At 38.8% G+C, this 22,710-nt stretch carries 14 protein-coding genes, 3 tRNA genes and 2 pseudogenes; 11 read left to right on the top strand and 8 right to left on the bottom strand.

All coding sequences use genetic code 11. The features are described 5' to 3' along the window. Positions 1 to 5: 5 nt before the first annotated feature. On the bottom strand, positions 6 to 1,334 hold the full coding sequence (locus tag VSAL_RS16435; protein ID WP_012551483.1) for an HlyD family type I secretion periplasmic adaptor subunit: 1,329 nt from the start codon (positions 1,332 to 1,334) through the stop codon (positions 6 to 8). A 54-nt stretch (positions 1,335 to 1,388) separates the two neighbouring features. Next, positions 1,389 to 1,718 carry an Hpt domain-containing protein gene (locus VSAL_RS16430; RefSeq protein ID WP_044583522.1) on the bottom strand — a complete coding sequence of 110 codons (330 nt, stop codon included), beginning with the start codon at positions 1,716 to 1,718 and terminating at the stop codon, positions 1,389 to 1,391. A gap of 179 nt (positions 1,719 to 1,897) precedes the next feature. On the opposite strand from VSAL_RS16430, the gene VSAL_RS16425 reads away from it, so the two are divergent. The 6 genes from VSAL_RS16425 to VSAL_RS16400 all read left to right on the top strand — a co-directional run bounded on the left by VSAL_RS16425 (position 1,898) and on the right by VSAL_RS16400 (position 12,968). Further along, a complete protein-coding gene (locus VSAL_RS16425) occupies positions 1,898 to 8,959 on the top strand; it encodes a tandem-95 repeat protein (protein WP_012551481.1) in 7,062 nt (2,353 codons plus the stop codon). 132 nt (positions 8,960 to 9,091) lie between these two features. Further along, the gene (locus VSAL_RS16420) at positions 9,092 to 11,548 is read left to right on the top strand and encodes a hybrid sensor histidine kinase/response regulator (RefSeq protein ID WP_012551480.1); all 2,457 of its coding nucleotides are present in this window, start codon (positions 9,092 to 9,094) and stop codon (positions 11,546 to 11,548) included. 38 nt (positions 11,549 to 11,586) lie between these two features. Then, a complete protein-coding gene (locus VSAL_RS16415) occupies positions 11,587 to 12,486 on the top strand; it encodes a GGDEF domain-containing response regulator (protein WP_012551479.1) in 900 nt (299 codons plus the stop codon). Between the two features lie 160 nt (positions 12,487 to 12,646). Further along, positions 12,647 to 12,737: transfer RNA gene (locus VSAL_RS16410), tRNA-Ser, on the top strand. Positions 12,738 to 12,785: 48 nt separating this feature from the next. Continuing rightward, positions 12,786 to 12,861, top strand: a tRNA-Thr gene (locus tag VSAL_RS16405). Positions 12,862 to 12,892: 31 nt separating this feature from the next. After that, positions 12,893 to 12,968: transfer RNA gene (locus tag VSAL_RS16400), tRNA-Asn, on the top strand. Between the two features lie 197 nt (positions 12,969 to 13,165). Here the strand turns inward: VSAL_RS16400 and VSAL_RS16395 are convergent. Next, entirely contained in the window at positions 13,166 to 13,666 is a 501-nt protein-coding gene (locus VSAL_RS16395; RefSeq protein ID WP_012551478.1) for a DUF1097 domain-containing protein, read from the bottom strand. Between the two features lie 525 nt (positions 13,667 to 14,191). Between VSAL_RS16395 and VSAL_RS16390 the strand changes: the two genes are divergently transcribed. Further along, positions 14,192 to 16,837: a beta-N-acetylhexosaminidase gene (locus tag VSAL_RS16390; protein WP_012551477.1), complete on the top strand. Its 2,646-nt coding sequence runs from the start codon at positions 14,192 to 14,194 to the stop codon at positions 16,835 to 16,837. A gap of 94 nt (positions 16,838 to 16,931) precedes the next feature. Here VSAL_RS16390 and VSAL_RS16385 read toward each other — a convergent pair whose 3' ends face one another. Then, positions 16,932 to 17,177 (bottom strand): hypothetical protein, encoded by a 246-nt coding sequence (locus VSAL_RS16385; protein ID WP_231850953.1) that lies wholly within the window; start codon positions 17,175 to 17,177, stop codon positions 16,932 to 16,934. A gap of 93 nt (positions 17,178 to 17,270) precedes the next feature. Here VSAL_RS16385 and tnpA (VSAL_RS16380) point away from each other — a divergent pair, with 93 nt between their 5' ends. The 3 genes from tnpA (VSAL_RS16380) to VSAL_RS16370 all read left to right on the top strand — a co-directional run bounded on the left by tnpA (VSAL_RS16380) (position 17,271) and on the right by VSAL_RS16370 (position 19,488). Then, a complete protein-coding gene (gene tnpA, locus VSAL_RS16380) occupies positions 17,271 to 17,585 on the top strand; it encodes an IS66 family insertion sequence element accessory protein TnpA (RefSeq protein ID WP_012548925.1) in 315 nt (104 codons plus the stop codon). After that, positions 17,582 to 17,929 carry an IS66 family insertion sequence element accessory protein TnpB gene (gene tnpB, locus VSAL_RS16375; protein WP_012548924.1) on the top strand — a complete coding sequence of 116 codons (348 nt, stop codon included), beginning with the start codon at positions 17,582 to 17,584 and terminating at the stop codon, positions 17,927 to 17,929. Before tnpA (VSAL_RS16380) ends, tnpB (VSAL_RS16375) begins: the two co-directional genes overlap by 4 nt. 71 nt (positions 17,930 to 18,000) lie before the next feature. Beyond that, positions 18,001 to 19,488, top strand: coding sequence for an IS66-like element ISVsa2 family transposase (locus VSAL_RS16370; protein ID WP_012549008.1), 1,488 nt, complete (start codon positions 18,001 to 18,003; stop codon positions 19,486 to 19,488). A 15-nt stretch (positions 19,489 to 19,503) separates the two neighbouring features. On the opposite strand, the pseudogene VSAL_RS16365 reads toward VSAL_RS16370, so the two are convergent. From VSAL_RS16365 to tnpA (VSAL_RS16350), 4 genes and pseudogenes are all read right to left on the bottom strand, one after another. Next, positions 19,504 to 20,490, bottom strand: a pseudogene (locus tag VSAL_RS16365) (IS91-like element ISVsa9 family transposase); the annotation flags it as partial. Positions 20,491 to 20,566: 76 nt separating this feature from the next. Beyond that, positions 20,567 to 20,974: pseudogene (locus VSAL_RS16360) on the bottom strand (IS66 family transposase); the annotation flags it as partial. A 71-nt stretch (positions 20,975 to 21,045) separates the two neighbouring features. After that, complete coding sequence (gene tnpB, locus VSAL_RS16355) at positions 21,046 to 21,393, bottom strand: IS66 family insertion sequence element accessory protein TnpB (protein WP_012548924.1); 348 nt, start codon at positions 21,391 to 21,393, stop codon at positions 21,046 to 21,048. Beyond that, entirely contained in the window at positions 21,390 to 21,704 is a 315-nt protein-coding gene (gene tnpA / locus VSAL_RS16350; RefSeq protein WP_012551476.1) for an IS66 family insertion sequence element accessory protein TnpA, read from the bottom strand. The genes tnpB (VSAL_RS16355) and tnpA (VSAL_RS16350) overlap by 4 nt, the downstream gene beginning before the upstream one ends. Positions 21,705 to 21,803: 99 nt before the next feature. Between tnpA (VSAL_RS16350) and VSAL_RS16345 the strand changes: the two genes are divergently transcribed. After that, positions 21,804 to 22,685: an IS982-like element ISVsa6 family transposase gene (locus VSAL_RS16345; protein ID WP_012548944.1), complete on the top strand. Its 882-nt coding sequence runs from the start codon at positions 21,804 to 21,806 to the stop codon at positions 22,683 to 22,685. Positions 22,686 to 22,710 lie beyond the last annotated feature (25 nt).

Genomic DNA, 22,710 nt, shown 5'->3' with positions numbered 1-22,710 from the left:
ACTCATTACCTTTCATCAAAAGATTCATCTAGTGCGGCCATTACGGGTTTCAATGCGTAATCGATAATTTTTCGGTTACCAGTTTTGATGTCAGCCGTGAATTCCATATAAGGGGAGATATGATATTTAATGCCATTACGCTCTAAATAGTTCTGAGTGATGTCTATTTTGGCGAGGTAATATTCTTCTTCTTTTTCTTCATAAGAACTGCGTGAAATAGAAGAAATACTGCCGGTGATCACGCCATATTTAGCGAAATTATAAGCATCAAATTTCAGTTTTACTTCTTGCCCTTTTTCGATAAACCCAACGTCTTTACGAGGGATTTTGACTTCAGCATGAAGTGTGTTTTTTAATGGGGTAATGTCGGCAATACTGTCACCAGGAGAAATGATGGCGGATAAATAGTTATAGTTAACTTTATCAACAGTGCCGTCAACAGGAGAGAAAACCAATAAACGATCAACTTTATCACTGATGGTTGGTAATTGAGTCAGTTTGATTTTGAGTTGTTTGTTCACTTCAGTCAGCTTGGCGTAATACTCTGTGCTACGTGTTTTTTGTGTGTCATCAAGCAATTTTTCAAGGCGAACTAATTGAAACTCTTCGTTTAAAATTCCTTCGCGTAAATTCTCAATTTCTCTCACCATGTTCATGTGCTGAACTTTCATGTTAAGTACATCGACATAAGAGGCCATTTCTTCATCAAACAGTTGTTGCTTAATTTTAAGCTGCTGCTTGATCAGTCCTAATTGAGAGTTTGATGATTTTACACGGCGTTGCATTGATGCAATTAAACTTTGTTTGTGTTTGATGTCATGCAAGATCAATTCATCGCTAGAGCGATTACGATTACTTTCTTCTTCCCACGACAAAGAATGAGTTTCGACCAGCTCTGGAAAATTAATATAAGCGGTAAAATTAGGTGTGCTGTTACTGATTAGGGCATTGTATTTTTGTTGCTCGATTTGCAATCCAGTGATCTCGTATTGCGTTGAACTTAATTCGGATACACGGTCTTTGGAAGTCAATAAGGCGATTTTTTGGCCTTTAAAAACCAAGTCGCCAGGAGAGACATAAACTTCGTTTAAAATCCCGCCTTCAAGATGTTGTACTTTTTCGACATCAGAATCGAGAAGCGCTTCACCCCGTGTTGAGACAGTAATATCAATAGTGGCTTGAGAAGACCAAACCAACAGAAACAGAGTGAATACGACAATAACGATAAAAATCTTATGAGTAGAGACTTTTTTTTCACCATCTTCCGTATTGTTAAATCGCTCGATATGAGTGTTGTTGATGGATCGTTCTATAATTTTATCTAAATTACTCATGGGATAAATCCATCCTTAATTTTTTACCTATGATGTCCTATCAAGTATGCGTACTTACCGAGAAAGATAACTTTCCATTTGTTCTTTGATTTCATTTAGCCCTTCAATCACAGTATTGATTGTTTCTTTGTTCGGCTGATTACTCGTTTTCGTTGCGGCTTCAATTTCTTTAATAGCCGGAAGAATATCCATCTCACATAAGTTCCCTAATGCGCCAGAAAGGGTATGAGTTGTATGGAAAAGTGTTGGTAAGTCATTGGCTTCATATTGTTCTAATATGGTATTGCCCATTGTTGAATTTTCAGAAAGATAGAGTTCAAACAATTGCTGAGTGATCTCTTTATCTCCGCCAAACATTTCTTCTAACATATCTATATTAATCACAGCCACTAACCTATTAATTCAATACATATTGTTAATATAGGACAGAAGTTTTTATTGTCCACAATAAATATGTCTCTTGGTCTCTTGGTCTTTTTGTCTTTCCTTTCCTATGCTCCTTTGTGAATCTCATACTCTTTATTAGTGTGTTTAAGTCAGTACTAGGTGACAAGGAGCAACATATGGCTATTGGTAATAATAATGACAACGAAGATCTAAATGGTGCAGTTGAGCAAGTAGTAACCGAAGATAGCTCATCTTCTTCAAATAGCCCTACGGGTAATCAAAATAATCAACAATCCACAATGGCGAATACAGTTGCAACAGGGACTGATGCCGTTGCTCCATTAATTGCCGATGATGAATCACAACAGAATGACGAAGATGATTCGAGTGGTTCACCAATAGTAGAAAATTCAGAAGAAAGTAACACTGAAGCCGTTAATGATGATGAAAGTAATGAAGCAAATGATGATACTGGTTCAAATGTGGTTGATGGTGAGTTGGATGAGGATGAATCTACTGACTCTAATGCGCCTAAGGCACCATCTAGTGGCGACACTCAAAATGTAGGAGGCGAGTCTTCAGGTTTGGAACCTGCGTCTCCAAATGCTCAAAATTCTGATTCGCCAGCCCCTAACGGCCGCTCGTCTTCTGTCAGTAGTGGTGCCGAAGGTACTGGTTCTGAAGGCGAGGTATTTAGAGATGGAAGCATCGATACTCATACCTTTGGTGTCAATGTAGAGCCTGAACGATCCGTTTATTCAAATGAATTAGAAAACTCAGACGTCACCACTGATACGATGACGTTTGCGGTTAATGTGTCTCCAGTGAACGATGCGCCAACCGCGGTCGATAAACTATTTACGATGCAAGAAGATGGTGTTATCACGTTTACGGCAGAAGAATTGTTAGCAGGATCTGCGGATATTGATAGTGAAACGCTACACATTGATACCGTGACTTATACCGGTATCAATGGGGTACTGTCTGAAAATATGGATGGCAGTTTTTCTTTTGCGCCAAATGAAAATTTTAATGGTCATGTTGATCTGAGCTTTACGGTTTCAGACAGTGAAGCAACGGTTGAGGCCAATATTGGGCTAACGATTGAAGGGGTTAACGATATCCCTGTTGCGGGAGCGACCTCTTACCAAGTAGATGAAGATCATGTGCTTACATTTAATAATCAACAATTACTTGCTAATTCAAGTGATGTTGAAGGTGATGTAGCGGTTCAATCGGTTGTTTATTCTGGTTTTGAAGGCGAATTGGTTGACCATGAAGATGGGACATACTCATTTACACCAAATGAAAATTACTATGGTGAATTAAACTTTGATGTCGTCATTATTGATGATGAAGGAACGATTGCAAGTACAACGGCAAATATTCAAATCGTGTCTATTAATGACCCTGTTATTGCAGTAGATGACTCAGAATTAGGAGCAAGTGAGTCTCTGATTAGACTTGATTCTGCACCAGAACACGGTACGTTAGAATACTTAAATGATGAATTCGAATGGGTTGAAATGGTGGTGGGGGAAGAATACCCAGCTGACACTGAAGTTCAATTTGTCGCTAATGTAGAAGATGTGCAATCTGCCACTTGTGATATTGAAGTTGGAAGTTTTGATAATAATACCGAGACCACTATTTTTGATGGCACAGCAAGAACCTCTGATTGGGGTGAAGTGAGTGGTAACACTGCGGTATTTACCAAGGAAGGTGTCACGATTACAACCGAAACCACCAACGGTGACTTGTTTGCTTGGAATGGTGCTGGTACAGCAATGGGAGCCGGTATTGGTGATACAAGTGACAATGGATTATCTAATGATGATAAGTTAATTGTCACCATTGAGGGCGAAGATGTAAACCAAATCACATTCCAACTTGATGGTCTTGGTAGCTGGTTCGATGAATCTGATTCTCATGCTACTGAAGTGATGATTACGGCTTATGACGCAGAAGGTAATGTTATCGATTCTCAAGGTGATTACCGAGAATCGGGTGATTTTCAAGACGAATATTCATTTACAACAAACCAACCTGTACATCACTTTGAATTAGGAACCTCAGGCGGAGGAGGAACTTACGTTGTTCAAAATATGACGGTATCTCGTACACTGTCAGAAGAACTTCAACTTGTTACTATTCAACCGGATGGTAGTGAAACCAACAGTGAATTCACGCTTGATTTAAACTACAACACTGCAGGTCAGCCCATTGATGTAACCGAAGAGTTGATCAATGTTGATGGCGATATTACCTCAACACCGATTCAAGTGCTAGAAGACGGTCGATTAATATTGAATGTCAGTGATTTATTAGCCAATGATACCGATGCCGATGGTGATCCTCTTACTATCGTTGATGTGCATACCACGGATAATTCTCATGGTGAAGTGACATTAACTGAAGATGGACAAATACTTTATACGCCAGATCCAAACTATTCAGGAGAGGCCGATTTCCATTATGTCGTAACCGATGGTAATGGTTCGTTTGATTCAGCAACCGTTACTGTCGATGTTATCCCTCAGCAAGATGCGCCAATTACAACGGGTAACCTTGAGCTTACTATTGATGAAGATGGGACAATTACCTTAACTCAAGAAGAATTATTAGCGAATGCTGTCGATGTTGATGGTGATGACTTAACGGCATCGAATCTTTCTGTGGGTGAGAATGCTGACATTGTTGAGAATGAGGATGGCTCATTTACGATTACTCCTGATGAGGATTTTAATGGTCAGTTAGACATTCGTTTTGATGTGAGTGACGGCATTGATGTTGTTGCAGCAGGAATTGATTTAACCGTCGATGCAGTAAATGATTTAACGGTGGTTTCTGGTGATGTATCGGCATCAACGGATGAAGATCATTCGATCACGATTACTCAAGCGCAATTATTAGCAAACGCTGCAGATATTGATGGTGATGCTTTATCTGTATTTGATTTGGTTGCTGAAAATGCAGAAATAGTGTCGCATGATGATGGTTCATTCATTATTACGCCGCACCAAGATTTTAATGGGATGATTAATGTTAATTATGGTATTCATGATGGAACCGATACCGTAGCATCGAATCTACAGTTAACGGTTGATCCTGTAAACGATGCCCCTACATTTACAGAAGCCAATTTTGTTGCTAATGAAGACGGCTCGATTTTAATCACGGCTTCTGAGCTACTGCAAAATGCATCAGATATTGATGGTGATACACTTTCTATTTCTGGAATTTCAGTCCCTGAAGATCAGGGCATGGTTGTTCAAGATGAAAATAGAGATTGGCTATATACCCCAAACCCTGATGCGAGTGGAGAGGTGGCATTAACGGTGAGTGTTTCTGATGGAACCGTCGCTGTTGATTTCGCTTCAACGATCAGCATAACCCCAGATGCCGATGCTCCTACCTTAACGCTTTCACTGGGTAATGCTTCGATTACTGATTTCCCCGCAGAAGATGATGGCAACGTTAATGACATCCTTGCACAGTGGAGCACTGATAATACGTCAGGTCTCATTGAAACAAATCAAGAGTCTGTTTATACCGGCGTTGATGATGGGCGAGGCCGAGTTATTGAACTTGAAGCTCACCCTGGTGATGAGTCGAATATCTATCAAGACTTGGATCTTCAAGCGGGAGAAACGATCTCTTTAACATTTGATTACTCAGCACGAGAGGGTTATGTCGGAGAAGGGTCACAAATTGATGTTTATTTTGATGGTCAACTGATCGACAGTATTACTCAACCCACGGTTGGTTGGAGTACTTATAACTATGAATTAACCGCAACAACAGACAATCCGCGTCTGGAGTTTGATGCTCCAGGAAGTGACAGTTTAGGCGGTGTACTTGATAAGATACAAATCGTAGAAGTACCCGTTGAAGACCAAAATATCGGAATTGATATTAGTGCGGCTCTAACGGATATCGATGGATCTGAAAGCATGCAATCGGTGCTTGTCGAGAATATACCTGAAGGCGCAATGTTGAGTGATGGTGTTAATACCTTTACCGCAACAGCAGATGAAAACTCGGTAGATGTAAACGAATGGGCGCAAAATGATGTGCAGTTTTTACCAGCAGAAAATTTCAGTGGTGAAGTGAATCTTCAAGTGTCTGCTACATCAGTAGAGAATTCAAATGGAGATACAGAGACAACAACGTCACCATTAACATTTACTGTTGAAGCGGTGGCTGATGCACCAGAGCTAGTGATTACCGATGGCGATGGGCAAGTGATTGAAGAAGGAGATGAAATTCGAGATGATGCTAATATCATCGAATTGAATTTGGGTGCCGAGTTGGTAGACCAAGATCTTTCTGAAACGTTAAGTGTGACGGTTGGTGGTGCACCAGAAGGCAGTGTGATTCATTATGATGGAAGTACCATTATTAATGATCAAACCAACGGCTTAACCAGTTATGCAGATACCAATATTACCGTGACTTTCGAAGGTGAAGATGCAGGATTCCAAAACTCTGCAGGTTATTACATTGTAGAAGAAGATGGGTCAATTTCGGGTGTTGAGCTGATTTATGATAATGCTTCACAACAAGGTTCCGGTGGGAATTTGATCCCGGGTAGCTCTTCTTTCTCGTTTGGTATTGAAGAAGGACAAAGCTTTAACTTATTTGTTGTGCCAAATGGGTTTAACCATAATAACTTTAACTCGATGCAAAATGGTCAGTTTGTATTTAGAGATGAAGACGGTTCTCAATCAACAATGAGTTCTGTTGACCCACAATTAATATTTATTAATGAGGATGGCATTGAAACTCTGGTTCGGAGCCAAAATGGGGATACGGTTTATCATGGTGGTAACAGCACTAACTTAAATCAAGATGGCGTTGAACATACTCGAACCACGATGAATGAACAAGGTGAACTGGTTTATGGCATTGAGGATCTTTATGGTGGTGGCGATCGAGATTACGATGATTTTACCTTTACCATAGATTTAGGTGAAGTGAATCAATCCATTTATAGCGGTGAAATCCCAGTGATTGGTGATGATCCTATTGTTATCCCTACCGTGATTTTGGACCAAGTATTAACACTTGAATTACCCGAAGGGTTTAATGATGAATTTGATTTAATCATTGAAGCAACATCAACGGAAGAATCGAACCAAGACAGTGCAACAACAACACAAACAATCCATATTGATGCCATTGAGTATGCACCTGAAGTCACGCCAATAAGCGCAGTAATTGATGAAGACAGTTCAATTACACTAACTCAAGATGAGTTGTTAGCAAATGCGACCGACATTAATGGTGATGATTTAATCGCGACGAATCTTGTTGTTACGAATGGGGGGGCAACTGTTGTCTTAAATGAGGATGGTTCATATACCATTACTCCAGATGAAAACGTGAATGGTGCTCTTGAAGTGAGTTTTGATGTGAATGACGGATTGCATACCGTTGCGACAGAACTTCAATTGGCGGTGACTCCAATTAATGATGCGCCTATTGCTCCAACGATAGTGGTAAGTGAAAGTGAAGATGACGTATTACTGATTGACCCTAATTTTATCTTATCTCAAGCAAGCGATATCGATAATGTGGATCTGATCCTTGAAAGTATTAGCATTCGTTCACCAGCACAGGCGTCACTGACTCAGAATCAAGAGGGTTTATATCAAGTTGTTGTGCCTGAACATTTCAACGGGCCAATTGATATTGCTTATGTCGTCAGCGACGGTGAGCTAAGTACCGAAGGAACGGTAAATGTGAATATCATCCCTGTTGATGATGCGCCATTCCAATCGGGGAATGCACATGTAGCGACGGATGAAGATGGTGCAATCACCTTCAATAGCGCGGATCTTATTGACCTATTTGGTGATGTAGATAGTGCATTAACGGTATCAAGGGTGATCACGGCAGAGGGGGAGGAAGCAGAAGGTACCGTCATTGACAATGAGGATGGTACGTGGACATTTACTCCAACAGATGACTTTGCTGGTACAACGGGTCTACAAGTCGTTGTTACCGATGGTTCGACAGAAGTTAGCATGGACATGAATGTGTATATTCGTCCTGTTGCTGATGGCGTTGCTATAACGACCAGTTTTGATGGGCCATTGGTCTTCCCTGAAGATTCAACGGGTCATTTCGGGCTGAACATTGAGCAATTAGATACCTCTGAAATTATGACGAGTGTTGTGATGACAGGGTACCCAGTTGGGTTTGTTGTTAGTGATGGCGAGCATACCGTAACGATAACTGAAGAAGGCCAAGGTGTTGATATTGGTGATTGGAACCTAGATAGCATGACAATGGTACCGCCAGCGGATTTCAACGGTAATTTCTTTGTTACCGTGTCGGTTGTGTCATTGGATGAAGTCGAAGATCCAGCAGATAACCCGATTACCCAAGAATTGGGCAGTAATCATTCGGATGAGTCTCCTTTTGAGCTTGATGATGATGGTTATGCTCTATTATTGAGTGCTGATTTACTGAATTCTCTTGATAATAATAACGCTGAGAATGTCATTTCTGATGTGATATATTCAGGAGACAACGGAACTCTTATTGATAATGATAACGGGACGTGGAGCTTCTGGACAAATCCAGATTATGATGGAGAAGTAAATGTCAATTTCTCAACATCTGACGGTGTAAGTCACCACGTTATTTTGACACAAGACAGCGTAGAGAGTGACTCTGCACCAATAACTCAAACGAATATTGCAGAGCCTCAAGGAGCACAAACTGAACCAGAAACAGAGGCGGATTATACCGTTGCGCCGGGGGATACTCTTAATATAGATATTCCGACGGAAATATCTGAAAATGCAGACGTTGATCATATTCATATTATTGGCCTACCTGATGGTGTGGAGCCAACTCAAGGTTTATCGGATGGAGAGGGTAATTATGTAATCAGTGATACTTCTCAACCGATTACACTTAGTATAGATGAGAGTGTTTCTGGCGATGTCAGAGTTGAGATGATGGGAATGACAGCAATGGATGATCCTATTGATGGTGCGGTTGGTTTCAGCTTGATTGATGTAGATTCAAGTTATGAAATGCAAGGGAGTAGTGCAGATAATGCGGACGCGTCGGTTCAAGGTGGTGATGATTCATCAGGCCAAGATTGGACAACTGCAGACAATACCGACGTTGGTGTCGATGTAATGGATGACAGCTCAAGCTTTGATTCAGCAACTCAAGAAACAACGGCAGACGATGATTTATCGATGCTTAATGATAATTAATTAAGTCATCGTGTCATAAAAAGCCTTGGGATCTCTCTATCATTTTATGATTAAAGAGGTGCCAAGGTTTTTTTTATTATAAGAAAGTATCCTAAACTGTTTTTAACAACATAAAATGTCATAAGGATATGCATGAAACGTTTAGCTTCTTTTTCAATTCAATTGCTATTACAGACCGCTGGGGCAGTAATCACGGCGCTTTTATTATTGTATTTCTATATGAATGTTCAGTTCCATGAGCACGAAGAGCGACTCACTGAGCTGCAACTCGAAATTAAATTAGCTAAAAATGACATGTTAATGTTGCGTCGTAATGAAAAAGATTTTATGAGTAGAAATGAAATCAAATATCACGATCGTCTAGAAGTAGGAATTAAAAGCTTTAAAGGCAAACTCATTAATATTCATCGAGTATTAGTGGTTGAGGGGATAGATATTAACTCTGACAGCTTAGGCTTAATTCAATCAATTGATGAATACGGGCATTCTTTCCATGAGTTAAGTGAGTTATTAGAGGCGCTTAATGGAAAGAACGGAGATAAAGGACTATTTGAAAATCTGAAAGATGAATCTATCCAATTAGAAAGAGATTTATTGGTACTTCATAATGTTGAATTGAATCAAATGATGTTGGTGCTACAAGAGAAGATTTATGATTTTTATTCTGGAATATCAGGAAAAGAAGAAGCGGCTGTTTTGTTTGATCTTGAACAGATTTTTCTATTGCTTAATGTTATGGAAGAAGAAGTGGCCCGTTTTGATAATGAAACGGTAAATGATACTTACCTGATTTTTAAAAATAGCTTTATTAATATTCAAAAACTGCACAGCATTGCTGGTTATAATTATCGTTTAGGGCTGTATGGAGAAATACGAGCGACTATCCATGATGTAGAAGAACGCCTTAATGTACTGTTTGATACAGTATCTGTAAAAGCGACAAATAAAATTGAGCGTTTCTTCTTTTATAGCCAAGTGCTTTCAGTGGTTATTTTCTTACTTATTGTTAGTGTACTTATTGCTGTTGTCGTGATGACTTCTCGTTTAGAAAAGCGAATCTTGCGTTCACAGAATCAAGAGATAAAAGCTAACAAAGCTAAAAGTTCATTTCTTGCCAATATGTCTCATGAGATCCGAACTCCACTTAATGGGATTATTGGGATGACTGAAATATTATCAGTATCCACATTAACGGCCATTCAAAAAGATTACTTAGCGACTATCAATGCTTCATCCCAAACCTTATTAATGCTCATTAATGACGTGCTTGATCTATCTAAAATCGAATCAGGAAATATAGAAGTAAATACACATAGTTGTAAGATTAAAGAAGTTATTTTTGATACTGCGGCATTGATTGCCCCGAAAGCACAGCAAAAAGGGGTTAACATTAAAATTATCATGAGTGAAAATTTTCCCACTTATGTAAAAGCCGATGAGCAAAAAATCAGACAAGTACTCATGAATTTAGCTTCTAATGCGATTAAATTTACAGAGGCTGGCTCTATCTCTTTTGAATTGTCATTAATTGAAGAAACAGACACGTCTTATCGTTATTTCTTTTCTGTAAAAGATACTGGTCTAGGGATTGAAGAGAGTAAACATGAGCAGGTGTTTGAAGAATTTAAGCAAGAAGACGATGATACATCAAAGAACTACGGAGGGACTGGATTAGGTTTGGCTATTTCGTCGAAAATGATCAAAATGATGGGCAATGAAATTAAGTTAAAATCCAGTAAAGGGGTTGGTAGTGAGTTTTATTTTTCACTTGAATTAGATAAAGATCATACTCCAGAGAAGGCATCAAAAAGTAGAAAAAATAAAACCATTATTTATTGTTCAAAATCACCCAAGGAGTTGTTCATTAACGAAGTGAGCGGGTATGGGTATCATGTTGAGAAAGTGTATTCCATTGAAGAGATTAAAGTTCAAGAAACTTCAGATTCTTTGGTTGTGCTAGAAAAAGAAGATTTCCAAGACAAAATTGATGTCGTTAAAGAAAAGTACCCAAGATTGCCTATCATACTTGTTCGGAATAACACCGATAACAATGCAGAAGTAGACAGTGTGAGTGGTTATGTGACGTATCCATTATTAGGTTCTCGTTTAGATAATTTGCTGCATTCTGTTTTTGAGCATTCACATGAAAATGAAACTACAGAGGTTGAAGCAAAAGAAGGGGAAATCGAGCGTGGCAATGGTATGGTTCTTATCGTAGAAGATAACAAGATTAATCAGCAAGTTGTCTCGATTAACCTTAAAATGTTGGGCATAGAATATAAAATTGCGAACAATGGTGCAGAAGCGGTTGAATTATATAAAAGACATCATGAAGAGATTCTCGTGGTATTAATGGATTGCATGATGCCGGTTATGGATGGTTTTGAAGCAACAAAAGCGATTCGACAGCTAGAAAAAAATGAAGATATAACGCTTACGACGATTATTGCGCTTACGGCCTCTATATTGGACGATGACATTCAGAAATGTTTTGATAGTGGTATGGATGATTATTTACCGAAACCATTCAGAAGAGAGATCCTCCAAGAAAAAATAGCGAAACTTCAGTTAATCTATAAAAAACGATGAATTACTGTTAGTTGGATAGACGATAAAGGTGAAGATGTATGTTAAGCGAACAAAAAATAGTAATTGTTGAAGATGATCCAGTCAGTCGTCAGGTATTGCATCATCTATTAAAGCCGTTACCGTCCATTTTAACTCAAAATGGGGCTGAAGCTCTTGATGTTATTTTGAATGAAAGTATTGATTTGGTCTTACTTGATATTCATATGCCAGTGATGGGGGGCTTTGAAGTCATTGAAAGACTAAAAAATGACGATAAAACAAAAGATATCCCTATCATCGTTATTACGGTGAATCATTCAAAAGAAGATGAAATTCGAGCATTAGATTTGGGTGCTGTTGATTTTATTACCAAACCGTTTAATGCGGTTATCTTGCAGAAACGTGTACGTAATCAGTTAGCTTTAAAATTGAAATCCGATTTACTTGAAAAGCACGCGTCATTAGATGGATTAACGAATCTTTTAAACCGCCGCATGTTTGATTTTGATTTAGAAAGTAAGTGGGCAGAAGGACGCAGGTTGAAGACCAACGTTGGGCTTATCATGTTCGATATTGATCACTTCAAACTTTATAATGATAATTATGGTCATTCGGCAGGTGATGATGTACTCGTGCGTGTATCTAGAGCTCTAATGGGAGCTCTACAAAGAAAAACTGACAGAGTGTATCGATATGGCGGTGAAGAGTTTACTTTAATTCAGTTCGATACCGATGTTGAACAATTAAATCAAACCGCAGAATTATTAAGAGAATGTGTTTATAACTTGAACATTACTCATGAGCACTCTTCTTATGGCAAAGTAAGTATTAGTGTTGGGGTGGCCTTAATCGAAAATGATAATGATCAGTCAGAGTATTCATTATTATTGGCTGCAGATGAACAGTTATACAAAGCTAAAGATAGAGGACGTAACTGTATCGCATCAATAACGGTATGATAATTGGAGATTATTTATTCATTTTAAATAAAAAACAATCAGTTAGGTTTACTTTTAATCAAACGGACATTTTTTTTCAAAAAAGACTTGCGCCTGATCTCATTTTCTCTATAATGCGCGACATCACTTGATGAAGCAGACGCTTCAGATAGAGTTCCGTGGAGGGATGGCTGAGTGGTCGAAAGCACCGGTCTTGAAAACCGGCAACCGTTAATAGCGGTTCTAGGGTTCAAATCCCTATCCCTCCACCATATTCCATTGCCAAGCTATTAGCTTGATGATGACAAAAGATAAAGTGTGCCGACTTAGCTCAGTAGGTAGAGCAACTGACTTGTAATCAGTAGGTCACCAGTTCGACTCCGGTAGTCGGCACCATCTTTTTCTCTTTAAGAGAAGTAATACCTGTTCCCTTTTAGTTCAGTTGGTAGAACGCCGGACTGTTAATCCGTATGTCGCTGGTTCAAGTCCAGCAAAGGGAGCCACCTTTAAAAACGCCGCTTGATAGCGATATCAAGCGGCGTTTTTGTATCTGTCATACTGTATTTTTAGTTTGATAGCGTGTTCGTTATGATTGAATTTATTACTCACATGAGTTCAAAAAATCGTCAATTATCTAACATTTAACTATCATAAGCCTTTGGTATTTTTATCCGCAGACTAATGTTATTCAAATAATGCTTTATTTTGACTGGTATGATTCTTTCGTATTAACTAATGCCTCATTCTTTTCTGTGTCTAATTTTTCTTTTAACCACAATCCAGATGTCTTCATAGCGTAAGCAAAGAAAACACCCAGAATAAGAGAAGGGATCACTACTTGCCAATTACCATTGGACGCGAAAGTTGCGCATGAACCAATGAAAGTTCCCGGAATGAAATTTAACCAAGATTTTTTTGCTTGCGCGCACATAAAGAAAGCGACAATCGCGGTTATTACATAGCCAATAATTTCTAAACTCATCATTGATGACAGTTTAATGATTACCATTGCCCAAAATACACCGCTTAGGTTTGTTGCAATACTTAACCCAATGCCTTTTATACCGTTTATAGGTGATGCGAAATAGGTGGTGCAACCAAGAAATCCAGCCCAGCTTAATAAACCTAAACTGACGGCTACCCAACCCCACACACCTGAAAGTATGCCTGTTGTAATAGCTATTGCGATAAGTGCACTCATTATGTAAATCCAGTTCTGATTGTCATTGTAGTTGTATAGTAATGATTTTCTTGTCGATATGAAGTGATTTAGATCGCTTTAATTGTTATAGGTTACATTGCTTTCTTTTTAAATTGAGATGCCAATCGATTGCTATTAATATTTGTAACAATTAGTGAGTGTAAAAGAAAAATTGACTGTTTTAGAAATAAAATGACATAACTTGTTAAACTTTATTTACACTGGAAATAAGCGTTTTAGGTTCAATTAAATGCAAAGTGTTTCTAATAAAAATCAGTCTCTTACGTTATTTGAAATTATTATTGAGAGCTACTTCACGTTTATTTTTTTTGATTGCCAAATTTAAATGAAACTCCATTCTGTTATTTGTTGATGCAAATCCCACTATTTTAATTTATACCGTGAATTATTCAATTTAGTGTGATTTAGACGATGAATTTGAATTTACTTAATTTTTAAAGATAAAAAACTTTTGTATTGTAATTCCAGATTTGAAATTTAATTACTCATAACGGAATTGATCTTATGTTTAAAAAAACGCTTTTATCGACCCTTATCCTTGCAGGCTTAGCGGCATGTTCATCAACAACGCCAGAGCAATCAACAGTTAACCTATTGGCTGAAAATCTAGATGTTAACTACACAGTTATTACTAACCAAGGTGCTGATGACGGCCTTGCTTGTAAAGATCTTCAAGCTGAATTTGCATCATGTAACAAAGTAAACATGACGCTAACCAATACAGGTGCTGCGGTTGATTCAAGTGATTGGACAATCTATTTCCACAGCATTCGTTTAATTCTAGATGTTGAAAATGACCAATTTAAAATTACTCGTGTAACGGGTGACTTACATAAACTTGAACCAACAGATAAATTTGATGGTTTTGCTGCTGGTGAAGAAGTCGTTATTCCACTGGTTGCTGAATATTGGCAGTTATTTGAAACTGACTTCATGCCGGGCGCATTCGTAACAGCACCAGGTGCAGAAGCTCGTAATATTATTTCTTTAGATACTGAAGACACTGGTGAATACGTAGATGAAATTATCGGTGTTCAACTAAAGCGTACACTTGCTGATAATAACGTAACGGCAACAGCTAATACTCGTTTTGAGAAAAACTCAGATGTAGCTGAAGTAGACGCGTCTTCTCATATTATTCCAACACCTTTAAAAACAACGCTAACTAATAAAACCGTTGATTTAGCAAAAGGTATTTCAATTACAGCTAACGGTATTGATGCAGACCAACTTGCAGCATTAAATCAACGTGCTGAACTTCTAGGCCTAGAAACGGCGGGTGAATACCCAGTATCAGTAGCGGTTGATAAGAGCCAATTTAAAGATGGCGTATCTGGCGCATACACACTAGATGTCACTGAAGGTAAAACAACGGTTGTTGCATTTGATGAAGCGGGTGCATTCTACGGCGTTCAATCTTTACTAGCACTAGTAAGCCTAGATAGCTCAGAAATCCCAACACTAAACGTGGAAGATGCTCCTCGTTTTGAATACCGTGGTGTAATGGTTGATGTTGCTCGTAACTTCCACTCAAAAGAAGCGATTCTTGCGACAGTTGACCAAATGGCAGCCTACAAACTTAACAAACTACACCTTCACCTAACAGATGATGAAGGCTGGCGTTTAGAGATCCCTGGTCTTCCTGAACTAACTGACATCGGTAGTAATCGTTGTTTTGATGAGTCAGAAACATCATGTCTACTACCTCAACTAGGTTCAGGTGCTGATTCAGATAACTTTGGTTCTGGTTTCTTCACAACAGAAGATTACCTAGAGATCCTAACGTACGCTAAAAACCGTAACATTGAAGTGATTCCAGAAATCGATATGCCAGCTCACTCACGTGCAGCAGTAATGTCAATGGAAGCGCGTTACACTCGTCTTGCTGCTGAAGGCAAGATGGAAGAAGCAAACGAATATCGTCTGATGGATCCAAAAGACGAATCAAACGTAACAACGGTTCAGTTCTACAACAAACAAAGTTTCATCAACCCATGTTTAGATTCATCGGCAACGTTCGTAGATAAAGTCATCACTGAAGTTGCTGCAATGCACAAAGCGGCTGGTGTTCCTTTATCAACATGGCACTTCGGTGGTGATGAAGCGAAAAACATCAAACTTCACGCTGGTTTCCAAGACATCAATGATGAAGAAAAAATCGGATGGAAAGGTGACTTAGACCTATCTAAACAAGATTTCCCATTTGCTAAATCACCACAATGTCAGTCTTTGATTGCAAGCGGTGAAGTTGCAGATTTCGAACACCTGCCAAGCCATTTTGCTGAGCAAGTATCGAAAATCGCAGCTAAACAAGGCATTCCACACTTCCAAGCATGGCAAGATGGCTTGAAACACTCTGAAGGCGCTGATGCATTTGCAACTGAATCTGTACGTGCAAACTTCTGGGATACTCTGTACTGGGGCGGCGGTGCTTCAGCATACGAATGGGCAGATAAAGGCTATGACGTAGTTGTTTCTAGTCCTGATTATGTTTACATGGATTTCCCATACGAAGTTGATGCGAAAGAGCGTGGCTACTACTGGGCAACTCGTGCAACAGATACTCGTAAGATGTTCGGTTTCGCACCAGAAAACCTACCTCAAAATGCGGAAACATCCGTTGACCGTGACGGTAACGGCTTTGAAAGTGCGGGCACAGTAACACCGAAGAAACCTTTCTACGGTTTGTCTGCGCAACTTTGGTCTGAGACAGTACGTACTGATGAGCAATATGAGTACATGGTATTCCCACGTGTCATTGCAGCAGCAGAGCGTGCATGGCATGAAGCGTCTTGGGAAAATGAATACAAAGCAGGTGTTAAATACTCTCTAGATACAAACCTAGTGAACAAGAAAGCACAGCTTGCTGATTGGACGAACTTTGCAAACACTATGGGTCAACGTGAATTAGCGAAGCTTGAAAGAGCGGGTATTGATTATCGTCTACCAATCCCAGGTGCAGAAATTGCAAACGGCGAGCTAAGCATGAACATTTCATTCCCAGGTGTAACGCTACAATACTCTGTAGATGGCGGTAAAACATGGGCTGCATATGACAATGCGAACAAACCAAAAGTAACTGGTGATGTTCAAATTCGTTCAGCATCATTTACTGGCGAGCGTGTTAGCCGAGTAACTAGCGTTAAATAATTAAGTTAGAAATACATTAGAAACAGTCATTAAATAATCAAACGGCACTTCTTTATAGAGGTGCCGTTTTTTAAGATTATAATGTCAATATCGATTAACTTGTTGTCGTTTTTTGAGTTAATTTTTGTGTTTGCTTCTTAGTTAAGATAAACAAGATACTCAATGTGGCAAGGTAAGTAATTAACTGAGCTAAACTTGGTTTTTCGGTATAACCAAAAATGACATGAACGAAAAGACCGAACCAATTAGTGTGATGATCAAGTAATGCTGTACTGTTCCACAATGGATTTATTATTGGGTTGATTAATCCTGCCGAGGTAAATTTACTTACCGCATTCATTGCCATACCAGCGTAAGCGTGCGGGGAACTACACCTAACAAATAAAATTCATTATGCGTATCTTACGATCTTTCATTTAACGAGAACGTAATTATGCAAAAAGATAAAAAGAGAACACCAGAGCAATGGCACGCTCTATTTGAATCTCAGCAATCTAGCAAGCTTAGTGCCGCTGAATTTTGTCGTAACCATAATATTCTGCCAAAGACATTTAGTGCACGTAAAGCACGATGGAAACAAAAGATTAACGCTTCTACTTTCTTGAAAGTAGAAGCGTTAACATCAACTATCATCGCCACTCCACAATTACCAGATATTCAACTTTCTATCGGAAAATTGCGATTAACATTGCCAGCTAATACTGAACCTCACTGGATAGGACTCTTATTAAAAGGGTATCAATCATGAATGTATTTACTGATGTTTCCACCATTTATCTTCATCGTGATTTTGTCGATTTTCGCAAGGCCATTAATGGCCTTGTCGTGATTGTTGAGCAAGAAATGCAACTATCACCGTTTAGTGATGCTCTATTTATATTTTGCAATAAGCCTCGTGATAAACTCAAAATATTGTATTGGGATAAAACAGGATTCGCTTTATGGTACAAGCGATTAGATGAAGACCGCTTCAAATGGCCACGAAATATAAATAACGATACGTTAGCATTATCAGAGCAGCAACTGACACTGCTATTACAAGGTTTTGATATCTTAGGACATCAACCGGTACATTATCAAACAACCCTTTAAATAGTTGATTCTCAGTCAAGAATAGGAGGCAACCGATTGATTACCTGTATTATCGTTATATAGTCATCTACATGACTGATAAAATAAAACCACTTCCTGATACCATTGACGAGCTGAAAGCACTTGTGCTTCAGCTTGAAAATAAATATAACCGTCTTCTAGAGCAATTTCGGCTGGCTCAACATCAGCGCTTTGGTAAAAGCAGTGAATCTGACTCGACTCAATTTGATTTATTCAATGAAACAGAAGAAGAAATCATCATTGAAAATGATGACACACAAACGATTACCTACACTCGTCAAAAGCCAAAACGCCAACGCTTACCTGAAGACTTACCGCGTACTGTTATTATCCACGACATAAAAGATAAAACTTGTAAGTGTTGCGGTCTAGAGATGCATGCGATGGGTAAAGACATCAGTGAAAAGTTGGAATTTGTACCAGCTAAAGTGGAAGTTATTCAACATGTTCGTCCTAAATATGCTTGCCGAAATTGTGAAAAAAACAATACTTCAGTAGACATTAAACAAGCCCCAATGCCAGCGTCACCAATCCCTAAAGGGATTGCGACCGCAAGTTTACTTGCTCAAATTATTACGGCTAAATTTCAATACAGTCTTCCACTTTATCGTCAAGAAACGTTATTTCAGCAATGGGGTATCATTATTGGACGGCGAACGATGGCGGATTGGTTAATAAAATGCTCGGTACTATTTACCCCTCTTAATAACGAGTTACATCGTATTTTGCTTGAACAACCCACTCTGCATTGTGATGAAACAACGGTAAATGTGTTGGATGTTGAAAAAGCAAAATGTTATATGTGGGTCTACTGCTCTGGCTATGATTCTCCAGGCTCTGGTGTTTTGCCTGGAATTGTACTTTATGATTATCAATCTAGCAGGCATGGCTACCATCCAGTTAACTTTTTAAAAGGTTATAACGGGTATTTACATACCGATGGTTACCAAGGTTATGAACAAACTGAAGCGATTTTAGTTGGCTGTTGGGCACACGCACGTCGACGATTTATTGAGGCTCAACGTGTTCAAGTAAAAGGGAAAACAGGGAGTGCAGATTGGGTATTGAGTAAAATCCAAAAGCTATACCGGATCGAATCGTTATTAAAAGAGGCTTCCCCTGAAGCCAAGTATGTTGCTAGGCAGACAGAAGCCCGCGATTTACTTAAAGAGCTCCGTGATTGGCTTGATAGCGCAGTTAGTCGAGTATCACCTAAAACAAAATTAGGTGAGGCGATTAGCTATACATTAAATCAATGGGATAAATTAGTTCGTTATATTGATGATGGATTGTTATCTATTGATAACAATCGAGCAGAGCGAGCGGTTAAACCGTTTGTTATCGGCCGGAAAAACTGGTTATTTTCGGGTTCAACGGCTGGTGCAGATTCAAGTGCAATGCTTTACAGCATTGTAGAAACAGCAAAGGCAAACGGATTAATCCCTTACGATTATATTAGGTATTGTCTAGATCGTTTATGTGTTGGATCGCCAGATATCGATTCACTTTTACCTTGGAATGTAAAAGACAAGGTGTAGTTCCCCGCACGCTTACGGCAGAGCTTCTCCACGACGACGCATTGATAAAAAACCGTAGTATCGGATCATCTTGAAATGTTTATCAGGATAGTGCTCTACTATCCGTCTTATCATCTCTTCTGGTGATAATGTTAGGCTGTCTGTTGTTCCTGTTCGATGGTCTAAATAATTAAACGTTATCATTCCGCCTTTGGCGTAATGACTTAAACGTGACGCTGAAATCGGGGGCCGTTTTAAATACCGACCAAGATAGTTCATCGTCGGTTTTACATTATTTGTCTTTTTAGCAAAATGAAGCTTCCAACGACGATTATATTGACTGCTTAAAAAGCGTGACCAATCCGTTTTATTACGGATATAGGGGCATTCTTCGCTTGATAAATCAAGCTCATAATAAGCCTTACCCAATAAACTGACGATAGCCGCTCTCCAACAAGGCTCTGTCGTTTTCATTTGGAAGTAAATGGGTTTCCATAAACCGGTACGTTCACAAATTCCCCCACGAGTGACCGATAAATGTAAGTGCGTATTCCAATTCAGTTTTCGACCGTAAGTATGAAGAGCACAAAAGATACCGACATCTATTCCTTTATCTTTTGCCCATCCCAGCAGAATGTTTGCAGCACATTTGAATAATTTATTTAACAGCCAACGGTTATGACGAAAGATAGGCCATAGCGTGTTTGGAAGGGTAAAGGTGATGTGTTGATATTCGCATTCAGGGAAGACATGTTGTTGCTTTTGTATCCATCGCTCTGTGGCTTTCATGCCACAGCTACTGCACGCTCGAGATTTACAGGTTTGGTGAATATATTTGATATGGGTACAGTCAGGGTTGCAACAATGATATTCGCGAGAGCCAAAAGCCGCTGTCCCACAGGACAGCATCTTTGTGACATTTTCAATCACGACCGCTCTTAGGTTAGCTTTGTTATTATGAAGAAATTTAAGCCAGTTATTTTGACTATTAAATAATTGTTTCAGGGGTTTATATGCGTGCATGGCGATAGGATAAACGATTTATTGGCAACAATGGAAGAGGTTGAGTCCTTTTGATTTGCGCCGTAGGCGCCTATTGTTCAGGACGAACATGTTGAATAACTTCCACTTTAGCTGGTACAAATTCCAACTTTTCACTGATGTCTTTACCCATCGCATGCATCTCTAGACCGCAACACTTACAAGTTTTATCTTTTATGTCGTGGATAATAACAGTACGCGGTAAGTCTTCAGGTAAGCGTTGGCGTTTTGGCTTTTGACGAGTGTAGGTAATCGTTTGTGTGTCATCATTTTCAATGATGATTTCTTCTTCTGTTTCATTGAATAAATCAAATTGAGTCGAGTCAGATTCACTGCTTTTACCAAAGCGCTGATGTTGAGCCAGCCGAAATTGCTCTAGAAGACGGTTATATTTATTTTCAAGCTGAAGCACAAGTGCTTTCAGCTCGTCAATGGTATCAGGAAGTGGTTTTATTTTATCAGTCATGTAGATGACTATATAACGATAATACAGGTAATCAATCGGTTGCCTCCTATTCTTGACTGAGAATCAACTATTTAAAGGGTTGTTTGATAATGTACCGGTTGATGTCCTAAGATATCAAAACCTTGTAATAGCAGTGTCAGTTGCTGCTCTGATAATGCTAACGTATCGTTATTTATATTTCGTGGCCATTTGAAGCGGTCTTCATCTAATCGCTTGTACCATAAAGCGAATCCTGTTTTATCCCAATACAATATTTTGAGTTTATCACGAGGCTTATTGCAAAATATAAATAGAGCATCACTAAACGGTGATAGTTGCATTTCTTGCTCAACAATCACGACAAGGCCATTAATGGCCTTGCGAAAATCGACAAAATCACGATGAAGATAAATGGTGGAAACATCAGTAAATACATTCATGATTGATACCCTTTTAATAAGAGTCCTATCCAGTGAGGTTCAGTATTAGCTGGCAATGTTAATCGCAATTTTCCGATAGAAAGTTGAATATCTGGTAATTGTGGAGTGGCGATGATAGTTGATGTTAACGCTTCTACTTTCAAGAAAGTAGAAGCGTTAATCTTTTGTTTCCATCGTGCTTTACGTGCACTAAATGTCTTTGGCAGAATATTATGGTTACGACAAAATTCAGCGGCACTAAACTTGCTAGATTGCTGAGATTCAAATAGAGCGTGCCATTGCTCTGGTGTTCTCTTTTTATCTTTTTGCATAATTAACCTGAATTCTGGATAAGGCTGAACTAATTGCCCACCTAACGATCAGATCTTTCGACCAAGAATTATTTGAACGTATTTTAAAAGGTGGGCAAGATGAATAAATTAGTTGATATATTTTGTGATGTCGATGATTTTTGTTATCAATTCTTATCTCAATGGGAAAAATACCTTGTTGAGGCTAGTGAGAGAAAAAGAAAACGTCAGTCAGTAATGTCTACTAGTGAATGTATGACTATTGTCATCGCTTTTCATCAATCAAATCATAGAGATTTCAAGAACTTCTATATCGGGTTAGTTCATCAATATTGGAAAGGATACTTTCCAAATTTACTTAGCTACACTCGATTTGTGAGCAAAATGCCTAGCCTAATCGCCCCAATGTGTGCCTATTTTCAATCTATCAAAGGTAAGCCGACTGGCATTGCTTTTGTTGACTCCACGAGTCTTAAAGTATGCCATAACATTCGAATTCCTCGCCATAAAGTCTTTGATGGTGTTGCGAAAAGAGGAAAAGGTACCATGGGATGGTTTTTCGGCTTCAAACTTCATTTATTGATTAACCATCTTGGAGAAATTATTTCGCTGAAAATCACAGCTGGCAATGTAAATGATAGGACTCCTGTACCTGATTTATGCAAAGAACTCTCGGGGAAATTGTACGCTGATAAAGGGTACATAGGTAAAAAGTTGAGTGAGAGCTTAAAGAACTCTGATGTCGATTTAGTGACTACCTCGCGAAAAAACATGAAAGCAAAAGAGATAAGTGCTTTTGATAAGGCTATGTTATCAAAGAGATACATTATCGAAACGATAAATGACCAATTGAAGAATATCTCTCAAATTGAACATAGCCGTCATCGTAGCGTGACTGGTTTCATGCTAAATGTAATTTCAGGCGTTGTGGCTTATTGTTTAAAAAAACAAAAGCCACGAATTAAGCTATCAGAATGTGAATTTGAACTAATCCTCGCTTAAAGCATGTTTTATCCAGAATTCAGGT

Source organism: Aliivibrio salmonicida LFI1238 (assembly GCF_000196495.1).
Classification (GTDB): Bacteria; Pseudomonadota; Gammaproteobacteria; order Enterobacterales; family Vibrionaceae; genus Aliivibrio; species Aliivibrio salmonicida.
The sequence above is the reverse complement of the archived record's forward strand: the minus strand, read 5'-3'. Positions and strand labels throughout refer to the sequence as shown.